This is a genomic window from Streptomyces viridosporus (assembly GCF_002078235.1).
In the GTDB taxonomy this organism is placed as follows: Bacteria; Actinomycetota; Actinomycetes; order Streptomycetales; family Streptomycetaceae; genus Streptomyces; species Streptomyces viridosporus.
Genome location: NZ_MSGP01000337.1, coordinates 1 through 12823, shown reverse-complemented (window position 1 = coordinate 12823; position 12823 = coordinate 1). Strand labels below are relative to the sequence as shown.

General features: G+C 71.8%; 14 protein-coding genes. 10 read left to right on the top strand and 4 right to left on the bottom strand.

The features are described 5' to 3' along the window. Positions 1 to 694: 694 nt before the first annotated feature. Entirely contained in the window at positions 695 to 2269 is a 1575-nt protein-coding gene (locus B7L92_RS23500) for a S8 family peptidase (protein ID WP_081239427.1), read from the top strand. Between the two features lie 141 nt (positions 2270 to 2410). On the opposite strand, the gene B7L92_RS23495 is transcribed toward B7L92_RS23500, so the two are convergent. Continuing rightward, a complete protein-coding gene (locus B7L92_RS23495) occupies positions 2411 to 2830 on the bottom strand; it encodes an ATP-binding protein (protein ID WP_081239426.1) in 420 nt (139 codons plus the stop codon). A gap of 96 nt (positions 2831 to 2926) precedes the next feature. Here B7L92_RS23495 and B7L92_RS23490 point away from each other — a divergent pair, with 96 nt between their 5' ends. Together B7L92_RS23490 and B7L92_RS23485 are read left to right on the top strand one after the other, a co-directional pair. Then, on the top strand, positions 2927 to 3775 hold the full coding sequence (locus B7L92_RS23490) for a helix-turn-helix domain-containing protein (RefSeq protein WP_081239425.1): 849 nt from the start codon (positions 2927 to 2929) through the stop codon (positions 3773 to 3775). Then, entirely contained in the window at positions 3735 to 3932 is a 198-nt protein-coding gene (locus tag B7L92_RS23485; RefSeq protein WP_081239424.1) for a DUF397 domain-containing protein, read from the top strand. Before B7L92_RS23490 ends, B7L92_RS23485 begins: the two co-directional genes overlap by 41 nt. A gap of 18 nt (positions 3933 to 3950) precedes the next feature. Here B7L92_RS23485 and B7L92_RS23480 read toward each other — a convergent pair whose 3' ends face one another. Beyond that, on the bottom strand, positions 3951 to 4151 hold the full coding sequence (locus tag B7L92_RS23480) for a type II toxin-antitoxin system VapB family antitoxin (RefSeq protein WP_081239423.1): 201 nt from the start codon (positions 4149 to 4151) through the stop codon (positions 3951 to 3953). Between the two features lie 121 nt (positions 4152 to 4272). After that, complete coding sequence (locus tag B7L92_RS23475) at positions 4273 to 4953, bottom strand: pirin family protein (RefSeq protein WP_081239422.1); 681 nt, start codon at positions 4951 to 4953, stop codon at positions 4273 to 4275. 50 nt (positions 4954 to 5003) lie between these two features. Here B7L92_RS23475 and fasR point away from each other — a divergent pair, with 50 nt between their 5' ends. The 5 genes from fasR (at position 5004) to fabF (ending at position 9952) form a co-directional block, all read left to right on the top strand. Further along, positions 5004 to 6209: a fatty acid biosynthesis transcriptional regulator FasR gene (gene fasR / locus B7L92_RS23470; protein WP_081239421.1), complete on the top strand. Its 1206-nt coding sequence runs from the start codon at positions 5004 to 5006 to the stop codon at positions 6207 to 6209. An 89-nt stretch (positions 6210 to 6298) separates the two neighbouring features. Continuing rightward, a complete protein-coding gene (locus B7L92_RS23465) occupies positions 6299 to 7222 on the top strand; it encodes an ACP S-malonyltransferase (protein ID WP_081239420.1) in 924 nt (307 codons plus the stop codon). Positions 7223 to 7244: 22 nt separating this feature from the next. Further along, positions 7245 to 8246: a ketoacyl-ACP synthase III gene (locus tag B7L92_RS23460; protein ID WP_081239419.1), complete on the top strand. Its 1002-nt coding sequence runs from the start codon at positions 7245 to 7247 to the stop codon at positions 8244 to 8246. Between the two features lie 102 nt (positions 8247 to 8348). Continuing rightward, entirely contained in the window at positions 8349 to 8597 is a 249-nt protein-coding gene (locus B7L92_RS23455) for an acyl carrier protein (protein WP_004988657.1), read from the top strand. Positions 8598 to 8680: 83 nt separating this feature from the next. After that, positions 8681 to 9952, top strand: coding sequence for a beta-ketoacyl-ACP synthase II (fabF, locus tag B7L92_RS23450; RefSeq protein ID WP_081239418.1), 1272 nt, complete (start codon positions 8681 to 8683; stop codon positions 9950 to 9952). 81 nt (positions 9953 to 10033) lie between these two features. Here fabF and B7L92_RS23445 read toward each other — a convergent pair whose 3' ends face one another. Further along, positions 10034 to 10528 carry a DUF3145 domain-containing protein gene (locus B7L92_RS23445; protein WP_081239417.1) on the bottom strand — a complete coding sequence of 165 codons (495 nt, stop codon included), beginning with the start codon at positions 10526 to 10528 and terminating at the stop codon, positions 10034 to 10036. A 238-nt stretch (positions 10529 to 10766) separates the two neighbouring features. On the opposite strand from B7L92_RS23445, the gene B7L92_RS23440 reads away from it, so the two are divergent. Together B7L92_RS23440 and B7L92_RS23435 are read left to right on the top strand one after the other, a co-directional pair. After that, the gene (locus B7L92_RS23440; protein WP_081239416.1) at positions 10767 to 11693 is read left to right on the top strand and encodes an SGNH/GDSL hydrolase family protein; all 927 of its coding nucleotides are present in this window, start codon (positions 10767 to 10769) and stop codon (positions 11691 to 11693) included. Positions 11694 to 11784: 91 nt separating this feature from the next. Continuing rightward, positions 11785 to 12756: an aldose epimerase family protein gene (locus B7L92_RS23435; RefSeq protein ID WP_081239415.1), complete on the top strand. Its 972-nt coding sequence runs from the start codon at positions 11785 to 11787 to the stop codon at positions 12754 to 12756. Positions 12757 to 12823 lie beyond the last annotated feature (67 nt).

Genomic DNA, 12823 nt, shown 5'->3' with positions numbered 1-12823 from the left:
CGAGACGCTCGGCGGGCGGGGCCGGGGCGGTCCGAGGGGGCCGGGGCGGCCCGAGGAGGCCGGTGCACGTGCGGAAGCGGCGGCTCCGGCGGTGGGGACGAACCGTCCGGTCACCGCACGGCCGAAAATCGCCGGCCCGGACCGCGGCACGCCGAGGGGTGGACGTGACCGAGCCCGGCGGGTGAAGTCGTTGAAGGGGTAAGGAAAATCGGGAGCTTGCCCGCCACCCCTCACTCCGCGTGACCGGGGACGGGTGGGTGCAGGACCGGGGCGGACGCGAACCGGACTGGCGCGAATGCGTCTTGACGCCCACCCAGGGAGCGGAGAGCGGCAGGTCGCCGGGGCGAAGAGGGCGAACGGCGCGCGCCACCGGGAGGAACCGGCGCGGTCCCACGGAGCCACTGTGACGGTGATCTCGTTTACCCAGCGTGTCTGTGCCGGTTGGTGGCATTCTGTCACTTCGCTTGTGTGGCGGGGAAGTTACCGCGAGGCAAGACCCCTTGTGCAATCCGCGTAGACCCTTCAATCTTTCGCCTGGCGACAGGGAAATGCAGACACGGTCGTGGCGCCCGTGTTTGGCATGTACCTGCCGCATGTCCGTCCGGAAGGGCCGGTGCGGACGTTCGGTTCGTGCGCCTCACGCGGACACACCTTCCCCCCACCCACGCACCACCTATTGAGGAGGAACCCTCAGATGGCAGTGATGCGAAACTCCGGACGCAGAACGCTCGCCGGAGCCAGTGCGGTCGTCGCGGCCGCTCTCACCGGCGGTCTCTTCACCGCTCTCCCCGCGAACGCCGCCGAGCCCGCGACCGGGACGATCGCCTACGCGGACGCGCCGAACGCCGTCAAGGACAGCTACATCGTCACCCTGAAGGCGGACACCAAGGCCGGCTCCGCCCGGGGCAAGGGAGTCGCGAAGAAGCACGGCGCCAAGGTCGAGCACACCTTCCGCCAGGCCGTCAACGGCTACACCGTCGAGGCCACCGAGGCGGAGGCCGCCAGGCTGGCCGCCGACCCCTCGGTCGCGCTGGTCGAGCAGAACCGCACCTTCACCACCCAGGCGACCCAGACCAACCCGCCGTCGTGGGGCCTGGACCGCATCGACCAGACCGCACTGCCCCTGAACAGCTCGTACACGTACGACGACACGGCCGGTCAGGGCGTCACCGCCTACATCATCGACACCGGTGTGCGCATCTCCCACAGCGACTTCGGCGGCCGCGCCCGCAACGGCTACGACGCCGTCGACGGCGACTACGTCGCCCAGGACGGCAACGGCCACGGCACCCATGTCGCCGGCACGGTGGCGGGCACCTCCCACGGCGTCGCCAAGAAGGCCTCCATCGTGGGCGTCCGCGTCCTCGACAACAACGGCTCCGGCACCACCGCCGGCGTGATCGACGGCGTCGACTGGGTCGCCGACAACGCGGTCCTCCCGGCCGTCGCCAACATGTCGCTCGGTGGCGGCGCCAGCACCACCCTGGACAACGCGGTACGCAACGCCATCTCCGCCGGCGTGACCTTCGCGGTCGCCGCGGGCAACGAGTCCACCACCGCGACCGGCTCGCCGGCCCGGGTCTCCGAGGCGATCACCGTCGGCGCCACCACCAGCACGGACGCCCGCGCCAGCTACTCGAACTACGGCTCGAACCTGGACATCTTCGCTCCGGGCTCGTCCATCACCTCCGCCTGGCACACCGGCGACAGCGCCACCAACAGCATCTCCGGCACCTCGATGGCCACCCCGCACGTCGCGGGCGCCGCGGCCCTGTACCTCGCGGACAACCCGTCGGCCACTCCCGCGCAGGTCACCTCCGCGCTGATCGCGGGCTCCGTCTCCGGCGCGGTCACCAACCCGGGCACGGGCTCCCCGAACCGCCTGCTGTACGTCGGCACCGGTGGCGGCAGCACCCCGCCGGTGGGCAAGACCTTCACCAACACCGCGGACTACACCATCCGGGACCGGGCGACCGTCGAGTCCCCGATCACCGTCACCGGTGTCTCCGGCAACGCGCCGTCGGCCCTGCAGGTGCCGGTCGACATCGTCCACACCTACATAGGTGACCTGACGGTCCAGCTCGTCGCCCCCGACGGCTCGGTCTACACCCTCAAGTCGTCCGGCACCGGCGGCTCCGCGGACAACATCAAGACCACCTACACCGTGAACGCCTCCTCGGAGACGGCCAACGGCACGTGGAAGCTGCGGGTCACGGACAGCTACTCCGGCGACACCGGCTACATCAACAGCTGGGGCCTGACGTTCTGACCGTCTGACCCGGCGACGACCGGCGGCCGGTGAGGCCGGAGGTCGCCCCTTCCCCTCCCCGGTCCCGCCCCGTCACGGTCCGCCGTGCCGGGGCGGGACTTCCGTGCGGACGACCGAGCTGTCCCGGCACCGCCGTACGCCTCAGGCACCGGCCAGGCACTCGAACCACACCGTCTTGCCCCGCCCGTCGGGACGGACGGCGACACCCCACCGGTCGGTGACGGCGTCCACGATCACCAGTCCGCGTCCGCCCTCGCCGAGCCCGTCGGCGACGGCCCGGGCGGGCAACCGCGGGCAGCCGTCGGCGACCTCCACCCGCACCCCGCCGGGCCGCAGCAGGAAGCAGATGCGGCAGCGACGGCCGGGCACGTGCCGCACGACGTTGGCGACCAGCTCCGTGAGCGCCAGCTCGGCGGCATCGGTCAGGCCGGCCAGTCCCGCCCCGGTGAGGTACAGCCGCAGGATGCGGCGCAGATGCCGGGCCGAGTGCTCCCCCACGGCGAACTCGGCGCGGTACTCCCTCGCGATGTCCGCGGTACGCGGACCAGTTGCGTGATTCACGCCACAAGACTGCAACGCAGTGCTTACGCTCGACTACGCAAAGAAACGAACGACGCGAGGCGTTGCAGCCCGCCGTCCCGCCCGCGAGGTGCCGCCGTGGTCAACATCCAGTCCCTCGACCCCACCGCCTCCCCGCTCGACTACTACGGCTGGGAACTGCGCCGCCAGCGCGAGGCGCACGGCCTCAAGCAGGGACAGCTCGGCGAGATCATCTTCTGCACGGGCTCGCTGATCGGCCAGATCGAGACCACGAAGAAGGTCCCCACCCGCGACTTCTCCGAACGCGTCGACGCGGCCCTCGGCACGGACGGCCTCTTCTCCCGCCTCATCGGCCTGGTCCTGCGCAGCCAACTCCCCACCTGGTTCCAGCCGTACGCGGAGATGGAGGCGAAGGCGACGTACATCTCCACGTATCAGGCGCAGGTGGTGTACGGGCTGCTGCAGACGGAGGAGTACGCGCGGGCAGTGCTCGCCACCGGGGCGCCCGATGACCTGGAAGGTCTGCTGTCCGCCCGGATGGAGCGTCAGCGCATTCTGGAGCGCGAACAACCGCCGTTGACCTGGGTGATCCTTGACGAGGCCGTATTGCACCGGCCGATCGGCGGTCCCGAGGTGATGCGGCGTCAACTCGCCTACATGTTGGAACTCACCGGTCACCGGTGGATGCATGTACAGGTGCTACCGAACGAGATCGGTGGACATGCCAGTCTTGCCGGGTCGTTCAACTTCCTCCGCTTCGAGGACGACCCGGATGTGGTCTACACGGAGGACCTCATCTCCGGCCACATGACGGCGGATTCCCAGACCATCAAAGAGGCCGCGCTCCGTTACGCTCGCTTGCAGGCTGCCGCGCTCTCCGTGGAGGATTCGGCGGAACTGATCATCCGCGTGATGGAGGAACGCTATGGACACCGCTCCCAGTCCGAGGAACAGCCGGTGGCGTAAGTCCAGTTACAGCGGAAACACCGGCGGTGACTGCGTCGAGGTCGCCGCCAACTGTCCCACCGGAACCGTTCCCGTGCGCGACAGCAAGAATCCGTCCGGCCCGGTCGTCACCGTCGGCGCCGACGCCTGGCAGGCGTTCGTCGGCGGCCTGCGCTGAAACGCGGCGCAGGGCGGCTCAGCCCTGTGGCTCCTGCGGTTTGAGGTCGATCTCGCGCAGGTTCTGGTCCTTGAGCTCGGTGCGGGCCTCCGTCCGGTGACCACGGGCGATGTAGTCCCGCACCACGGCCTCGATCGCGTCCTGGGGTGAGCCGATCCCGGCCAGGACCATCACCTCCACCACGAGTTCGGCGTCGAGACTGATGTTGACCTTGGCCATGGTGCCCCCCTCATCGCGTCGCAGCGGCACTCTAGCCGCTCGAGGGCCGTCGGCACCCGCTCAGGAATCGACGACAAGGGGAGAGGAAAGGAGGCGGGAGCGGCTGCGGCTCCCCGCGTCCTCAGGTTCGCCTCGTCCCCCGCATCTCCCACAGCAGCAGCTCCGCCGTCGGGCTCACGGCGGTCGCCTCCAGGTCCTTCGCGTCGGTGATGCGGGCCGCGTCCCCCGGGCCCAGGGTCTCGCCGTCCAGGGTCACTTCGCCGCGCACCACGTGGGCGTACACGTACGCGGCGTCCGGGACGGCCGTGCGCCCGCCCTCCGTCAGGCGGCGGACGTGGAGCGTCGCGCCGGCCTCCGGGAGGGCGTAGGGGGCGGAGTCGGCCAGGCCGCGGACGACCTCGTAGGAGGGGGCCCCGTCCGGCTCCCCCGGGGTCAGCCACATCTGGAGGAAGACCAAGGGGACGTCGCCGTCGTTGCGTTCCACGTGCCGCACCCCGGACGCGGCGCTCAGGCGCTGGACGTCGCCGGGGCGGACCACCGTCTCCCGTCCCGTGGAGTCCCGGTGGGTCAGCTCGCCCTCCACCACCCAGGTCACGATCTCGGTGTGGCTGTGCGGGTGCTCGTCGAAGCCGGCGCCGGGGGCCAGGTGCTCCTCGTTGCAGGCGATCACCGCGCCGAAGCGGAGGTTGTCGGGGTCGTAGTGGGGGCCGAAGGAGAAGGCGTGCCGGGTCTCGATCCCGGCCGCCGGCTCACCGCCCCGGTAGCGCTCGTGCGCGCGCCGTACGTCGATCACGGAGTCCACGGTAGACCCGGGGGGACGTGCTTCCGTCCGGATGAGGCAGGCTTGTCCCCGTGCCCGAACCCGAAACCAGCGCCACCGAATCCGCAGCACGCCCCGCCCACCCGCACGCCGCGACGCTGAAGCGGCTGGAGAAGTCGTCCGGCAGCCTGGCCGCGCAGGCCATCACGCGGATGGACGAGACGCTGCCCTGGTACCGGGCCATGCCCCCGGAGAACCGTTCCTGGATCGGGCTGGTCGCCCAGGCGGGCATCGCCGCCTTCACCGAGTGGTTCCGGCACCCCGACGCCCCGCAGGCCATCTCCACCGACGTCTTCGGCACCGCGCCGCGCGAGCTGACCCGGGCCATCACGCTGCGGCAGACCGTGGAGATGGTGCGCACCACCATCGAGGTCATGGAGACGGCCATCGACGAGGTGGCGGCACCGGGCGACGAGTCCGTGCTGCGCGAGGCCCTCCTCGTCTACGCCCGGGAGATCGCCTTCGCCACCGCCCAGGTGTACGCGCAGGCGGCCGAGGCACGGGGTGCCTGGGACGCGCGCCTGGAGTCGCTGGTGGTGAACGCCGTGCTCAGCGGCGAGGCCGACGAGGGGGCCGTGTCCCGGGCCGCCGCCCTCGGGTGGAACTCGCCCGAGCACGTGTGCGTGGTGCTGGGCACCGCGCCCGACGGCGATTCGGAGCTGACCGTGGAGGCGATCCGGCGGGCCGCCCGGCACGCCAAGCTCCAGGTGCTGACCGGGGTGCTCGGGGACCGGCTGGTGGTGATCGCGGGCGGCAGCGACAACCCGCTGGGCGTCGCGAAGTCGCTGATCGGGCCGTATGCGCCGGGTCCGGTGGTGGCCGGTCCGGTGGTGCCGGACCTGCTGGCCGCGACCCGGTCGGCGCAGGCCGCCGCGGCGGGGCTCAAGGCGTGTTCCGCCTGGCAGGACGCCCCGCGCCCGGTGCTGGCGGACGACCTGCTCCCGGAGCGGGCGATGGCCGGGGACCCCTCGGCCCGCGAGCAACTGGTGGAGGAGATCTACAGACCGCTGGAGGAGGCCGGGGCCGCGCTGCTGGAGACGCTCAGCGTCTATCTCGAACAGGCGAGCAGTCTCGAGGGCGCGGCGCGGATGCTGTTCGTTCACCCCAACACCGTCCGTTACCGGCTCCGACGTGTGACAGACGTCACCGGATGGTCGCCCTCCGATGTACGCTCAGCCTTCACGCTGCGGATCGCCCTGATCCTGGGGCGTCTGGCCGATGGTGATCTCCAGCCCTAGTGTTTTGTCGGGGCTCCACAAAAGCCCCTCGTGTTCTTCGTCCCTGTCCTCACGGGCGGTCGCGACCGTCCCCAAGAGAGAGTGTGAGAGTGCTCGTACTCGTCGCTCCCGGCCAGGGCGCCCAGACGCCCGGCTTCCTGACTGAATGGCTCGACCTCCCCGGTGCCGCGGACCGCGTCGCCGCCTGGTCCGACGCCATCGGACTCGACCTCGTCCACTACGGCACGCGGGCAGACGCGGACGCGATCCGCGACACGGCCGTCGCCCAGCCGCTGCTGGTCGCGGCCGGACTGCTGTCCGCCTCGGCACTCGGTGCCATGGAGGACATCGCGCCCGGCGCGGTCGCCGGCCACAGCGTCGGTGAGATCACCGCCGCCGCCTTCGCGGGTGTCCTCGACGACACCGCCGCGCTGAGCCTGGTCCGCACCCGGGGCCTGGCCATGGCCGACGCCGCCGCGGTCACCGAGACCGGTATGGCGGCGCTGCTCGGCGGCGACCCCGAGGTGACCGTGAAGCACCTGGAGAAGCTGGGCCTGACCCCGGCGAACATCAACGGCGCGGGCCAGATCGTGGCGGCCGGCACCGAGGAGCAGCTCGCCGCGCTCGAGGCGGACAAGCCCGAGGGCGTGCGCAAGGTCGTCGCGCTCAAGGTCGCCGGCGCCTTCCACACCCACCACATGGCTCCCGCGGTCGACACGCTGGCGCGGGCCGCCGCGGACCTGACGCCGGGCGACCCGAAGGTCCCCTACGTGTCGAACAAGGACGGCGCGGCCGTGGCGACCGGTGCCGAGGTGCTCGAGCGCCTGGTCGGCCAGGTCGCGAACCCGGTCCGCTGGGACCTGTGCATGGAGACCTTCAAGGAGCTCGGCGTGACCGCCCTGCTGGAGGTCTGCCCCGGCGGCACCCTGACCGGACTCGCCAGGCGTGCGCTGCCCGGTGTGAAGACGCTGGCGCTGAAGACCCCCGCCGACCTCGACGCGGCCCGCGCGCTCATCGCCGAGCACGCCGCCTGACCGCCCTAAGGAGCCGACCCGCATGGCGAAGATCAAGCCCAGCAAGGGCGCCCCGTACGCGCGCATCCTCGGTGTGGGCGGCTACCGGCCCACCCGGGTCGTGCCGAACGAGGTGATCCTGGAGACGATCGACTCGTCCGACGAGTGGATCCGCTCGCGCTCCGGCATCGAGACGCGGCACTGGGCGTCGCCCGAGGAGACCGTCGCGGCGATGTCCGTCGAGGCCTCCGGCAAGGCGATCGCGGACGCCGGGATCGACGCCGCACGGATCGGCGCCGTGGTCGTGTCGACCGTGTCGCACTTCGCCCAGACCCCGGCCATCGCCACCGAGATCGCCCACAGGCTGGGCACGGACAAGGCCGCCGCCTTCGACATCTCGGCCGGCTGCGCGGGCTTCGGCTACGGCCTCACGCTCGCCAAGGGCATGGTCGTCGAGGGGTCGGCGGAGTACGTCCTGGTCATCGGCGTGGAGCGGCTGAGCGACCTGACCGACCTGGAGGACCGGGCGACCGCCTTCCTGTTCGGCGACGGCGCCGGCGCGGTGGTCGTCGGTCCGTCCCAGGAGCCCGCGATCGGCCCGACCGTGTGGGGCTCGGAGGGCGACAAGTCCGAGACCATCAAGCAGACCGTGCCGTGGACGGACTACCGCGACGGGACGGTCGAGAAGTTCCCCGCGATCACCCAGGAAGGCCAGGCGGTGTTCCGCTGGGCCGTGTTCGAGATGGCGAAGGTCGCCCAGCAGGCGCTGGACGCGGCCGGGATCACCGCGGACGACCTGGACGTCTTCATCCCGCACCAGGCCAACGTGCGGATCATCGACTCGATGGTGAAGACCCTCAAACTGCCGGAGCACGTCACGGTCGCCCGTGACATCCGCACCACCGGCAACACCTCGGCCGCCTCGATCCCGCTCGCGATGGAGCGGCTCCTGGCGACCGGCGAGGCGAAGAGCGGCGACACCGCGCTCGTCATCGGCTTCGGGGCGGGTCTCGTCTACGCCGCATCGGTCGTTACCCTCCCCTAGGCACTCCGTGCCGGATCATGGGATCCGGTACGGGAACCGCACCACCTGCCGCTGACGCGGCGGGCGCCACACCCTCTGGAATCACAACGAAGGAGCGCCACCATGGCCGCCACTCAGGAAGAGATCGTCGCCGGTCTCGCGGAGATCGTGAACGAGATCGCCGGCATCCCGGTTGAGGACGTCCAGCTGGACAAGTCCTTCACCGACGACCTGGACGTCGACTCGCTGTCCATGGTCGAGGTCGTCGTCGCCGCCGAAGAGCGCTTCGACGTCAAGATCCCGGACGACGACGTCAAGAACCTCAAGACCGTCGGCGACGCGACCGAGTACATCCTCAAGCACCAGGCCTGAGCCCTGCTCGGGCGCTGAGCCCGGCCCCGCCACCCGGCGGTGGCGCCGTACGAATCCTCGTATCCGTTGGAGAAAGAATTCCCGTGAGCTCGACCAATCGCACCGTGGTCGTCACCGGTATCGGCGCAACCACACCGCTGGGTGGCGACGCGGCCTCTACCTGGGAGGGCCTGGTCGCCGGACGTTCCGGCGTCAAGCCCCTGCAGCAGGAGTGGGCCGCCGAGCAGGCGGTCCGCATCGCGGCCACCGTGGCCGTGGAACCCACCGAGGTCATCCCCCGGCCGCAGGCCCGCCGCCTGGACCGCTCGGCGCAGTTCGCGCTGGTCGCGGCCAAGGAGGCGTGGGCCGACGCCGGCTTCGAGGGCAAGGCCGGTGAGGACCCGAACGTCGACCCGGACCGGCTCGGCACGGTCATCGCCTCCGGCATCGGCGGCGTGACGACCCTGCTGGACCAGTACGACGTGCTGAAGGAGAAGGGCGTCCGCCGCGTCTCCCCGCACACCGTCCCCATGCTGATGCCGAACGGCCCCTCGGCCAACGTGGGCCTGGCCGTGGGCGCCCGCGCGGGCGTGCACACCCCGGTCTCGGCCTGCGCCTCGGGCGCGGAGGCCATCGGCTACGCCATCGAGATGATCCGCACCGGCCGCGCCGACGTCGTGGTCGCGGGCGGCACGGAGGCGGCGATCCACCCGCTGCCGATCGCCGCGTTCGGCAACATGATGGCGATGTCCAAGAACAACGACGACCCCGAGGGCGCCTCGCGCCCCTACGACGTCGCCCGTGACGGCTTCGTCCTCGGCGAGGGCGCGGGCGTGATCGTCCTGGAGTCCGCCGAGCACGCCGCCCGGCGCGGCGCCCGCGTCTACGCGGAGGCGGTCGGCCAGGGCGTCTCCGCCGACTCCCACGACATCGTGCAGCCGGAGCCGGAGGGGCGCGGCATCTCGCACGCCCTGCAGAACCTGCTGGACCGCACCGACCTGGACCCGGCCGAGATCGTGCACGTCAACGCGCACGCCACCTCGACGCCGGCCGGTGACATCGCCGAGCTGAAGGCGCTGCGCAAGGTCTTCGGCGACGACGTCGACCACATGGCGGTCTCCGCCACCAAGTCGATGACCGGTCACCTGCTCGGCGGTGCCGGCGGCGTGGAGTCGGTGGCGACGGTGCTCGCGCTGTACCACCGGGTGGCCCCGCCGACCATCAACGTCGAGAACCTCGACCCCGAGGCCGAGGCGAACGCGGACGTGGTCCGCGGCGAGGCGCGCAAGCTGCCCGTCGAGGGCAGGATCGCCGCGCTGAACGACTCCTTCGGGTTCGGCGGACACAACGTGGTGCTGGCGTTCCGGACGGTGTGAGCCACGCCGTCACGCGCCGGAAGCCCCCCACCCTCACGGGTGGGGGGCTTCCGCGTGTCGGGCGGCGGGGGGGGAGCCCGGTCAGACCACCTGGTGCAGCCAGCGCACCGGGGCGCCCTCGCCGGCGTAGCGGAACGGCTCCAGTTCGTCGTCCCAGGGCTTGCCCAGGAGCTTGGCGATCTCCGCCTCCAGGTCGGTCTCGCCGCCGCGGGAGCGGACCAGGGCGGCGCGCAGCCGGTCCTCGGGGATCAGGATGTCGCCGTGCATGCCGGTGACGGCGTGGAAGATGCCCAGGTCGGGGGTGCAGCTGTAGCGCTCGCCCTCGGCGGTGGGGCAGGGCTCCGCGGTGACCTCGAAGCGCAGCATCTGCCAGCCGCGCAGCGCGGAGGCGAGCTTGGAGGCGGTACCGGCCTGCCCCTGCCAGGAGAACTCCGAGCGCCAGGTGCCCGGGGCGGCCGGCTGGCGGATCCAGTCCAGGCTGACGCGCGTGCCGAGCACCCCGGCGACGGCCCACTCGACGTGCGGGCACAGCGCGCGCGGCGCGGAGTGCACGTACAGAACTCCACGAGTCGTCACCGGAACCTCCGGGCTGAGCGGGACATCTTGGAACGGACGGAACGGCAGCGACCCGGCGGGCCGCGTTGATGGCGAGGCTACCGTGCGACGGCGCAAGGAGTGTGACGTACCGTCGGTCCCGGTGTCGGGAAACGTCCACCATTCACCCGGCAGGACGCCTGTACGGGGCGAGACGTTGCCGTCCGCCGAGCGGGAACCCCCGGGCGTTGTTATGGGTGGGGGGACGGGTGACACCACGATGTGCGGGGAGGCGACGGAATTGGATCGGGCGACGCTGGGGCGGCGCCGCCGCTCACGGGCCGTTCTCGCCGTGGTGACGGCCGCCGTCCTGGGGACGGCCGGCTGCGACGCCGTCGGCGGTGCCACCGCGCCCGGTACGGGCGTGCGGCAGGGCGAGCCGTCCCCGAGTCCCACGCCCGTGTGGGACACCAGTCCCTCCTCCGTCGCCGCCGTCGGCGACTCCATCACCACCGGCTTCGACGCCTGCGCGGTGCTGACGGACTGCCCCGAGGTGTCGTGGGCGACGGGCAGCAGCGACGAGGTCGACAGTCTCGCGGTGCGGCTGCTGGGCAGGGCGGGCGCGGCCGAGCGGAGCTGGAACCACGCGGTGACCGGGGCCCGGATGGCGGATCTGCCGGGCCAGATGGCGCGGGCGGTGCGGCGCGCTCCGCAACTGGTGACGGTGATGGTCGGGGCGAACGACGCCTGCCGGGACACGGTGGCGGCGATGACGCCGGTGGCCGACTTCCGCGCCGACTTCCAGGAGGCGATGAACACCCTGCGCAAGGCGTTGCCCAAGGCTCAGGTGTACGTGGCGAGCGTGCCGAACCTGAAGCGGCTGTGGTCGCAGGGGCGGACCAACGCGCTGGGCAAGCAGGTCTGGAAGCTGGGCATCTGCCCGTCGATGCTGGGCGACGCGGACGCGCTGGACGCGGCGGCGACGCTGCGGCGCGCGACGGTGCAGAAGCGGGTGGAGGACTACAACGAGGTGCTGAAGGAGGTCTGCGTCGCGGACCTCCGGTGCCGCCACGACGACGGCGCGGTGTACGAGTACCGCTTCGGCACCGGTCAGCTGAGCCGCTGGGACTGGTTCCACCCCAGTGTCGACGGACAGGCCAGGCTGGCGGAGATCGCCCACCGGAAGGTCACCGCGAAGCGGCCGTGAGTCGGCGGAGCGACGGTGACGCGCCGGGAAGGCCGTGACGTGCCGGGGAAGCCGTGACGTGCCGGGGAGGCCGTGACCTATCGTTTCGCACATGAACGAACTCTTCGGCACACTTCCCGACGGCACCCCGGTGCACCGCTGGACCCTGGAGCGGGCGGGCGTGCGGGTGCGGATCCTGTCCTACGGCGGGATCGTGCAGAGCGTGGAGGTGCCGGACCGGGAGGGACGGGCCGGAGACGTGGTGCTGGGCTTCCCCGACCTCGACGGCTACCTCGCCCATCCGGAGCCCTTCCTGGGCGCCCTGATCGGCCGGTACGCCAACCGGATCGCGGGCGCGCGCTTCCCCCTGGACGGGGTCACGTACGCGCTCGCCCCGAACAACGGGCCGAACTCGCTGCACGGCGGGGAGCGGGGCTTCGACAAGCGGGTGTGGGACGTGACGGCGGTCGGGCACGGTCTGCGCCTCACCCGGGTCAGTCCGCACGGCGAGGAGGGCTTCCCGGGCCGTCTGGAGGTCTCGGTGACGTACACGCTGGACGAGCGGGGCGCGCTGGGCATCGCCTACGAGGCGGTGACGGACGCGCCGACCCCGGTGAACCCGACGAACCACTCGTACTGGAACCTGGCCGGCTCCGGCAGCGCGGCCGGGCACGAGCTGCGGGTGGCGGCCTCCCGCTTCACCCCGGTCGACGCGGACCTGATCCCGACGGGTGAGCTCGCCGACGTGACCGGCACCCGCTTCGACTTCCGCCGGGGGCGCGAGGTCGGCACCGGGTACGACCACAACCTCGTGCTCGACAAGGGCGTGACACCGGAGCCCGCGGAGGTCGCCGAGCTGTACGACCCGGGGTCGGGCCGGATGCTGACGGTGGCGACCACCGAGCCCGGGATGCAGCTGTACACCGCGGACCACATCGGCGCGCCCTTCGCCCCCGGCGCCGGCGTCGCGCTGGAGACGCAGCACTTCCCCGACTCCCCGAACCGCCCGGAGTTCCCGGACACCGTCCTGCGGCCGGGCGAGGTGTTCCGCTCGGCGACGGTGTACGGGTTCGGCGTGCGCTGAACCCCTCCGCGCGGGGCGCCGGGTCCCCCGAGCCCCGGTCCGGGGTCAGGGTCCCGGACCGGAGCTC

What these genes read in the sequence shown, in the direction of transcription:
- B7L92_RS23485 (WP_081239424.1), top strand. Translation starts at nt 3,735, where the DNA reads ATGGACACCGCTCCCAGTCCGAGGAACAGCCGGTGGCGTAAGTCCAGT.
- B7L92_RS23460 (WP_081239419.1), top strand. Translation starts at nt 7,245, where the DNA reads ATGGCGAAGATCAAGCCCAGCAAGGGCGCCCCGTACGCGCGCATCCTC.
- B7L92_RS23480 (WP_081239423.1), bottom strand. Translation starts at nt 4,151, where the DNA reads ATGGCCAAGGTCAACATCAGTCTCGACGCCGAACTCGTGGTGGAGGTG.
- B7L92_RS23455 (WP_004988657.1), top strand. Translation starts at nt 8,349, where the DNA reads ATGGCCGCCACTCAGGAAGAGATCGTCGCCGGTCTCGCGGAGATCGTG.
- B7L92_RS23440 (WP_081239416.1), top strand. Translation starts at nt 10,767, where the DNA reads ATGTGCGGGGAGGCGACGGAATTGGATCGGGCGACGCTGGGGCGGCGC.
- B7L92_RS23500 (WP_081239427.1), top strand. Translation starts at nt 695, where the DNA reads ATGGCAGTGATGCGAAACTCCGGACGCAGAACGCTCGCCGGAGCCAGT.
- B7L92_RS23435 (WP_081239415.1), top strand. Translation starts at nt 11,785, where the DNA reads ATGAACGAACTCTTCGGCACACTTCCCGACGGCACCCCGGTGCACCGC.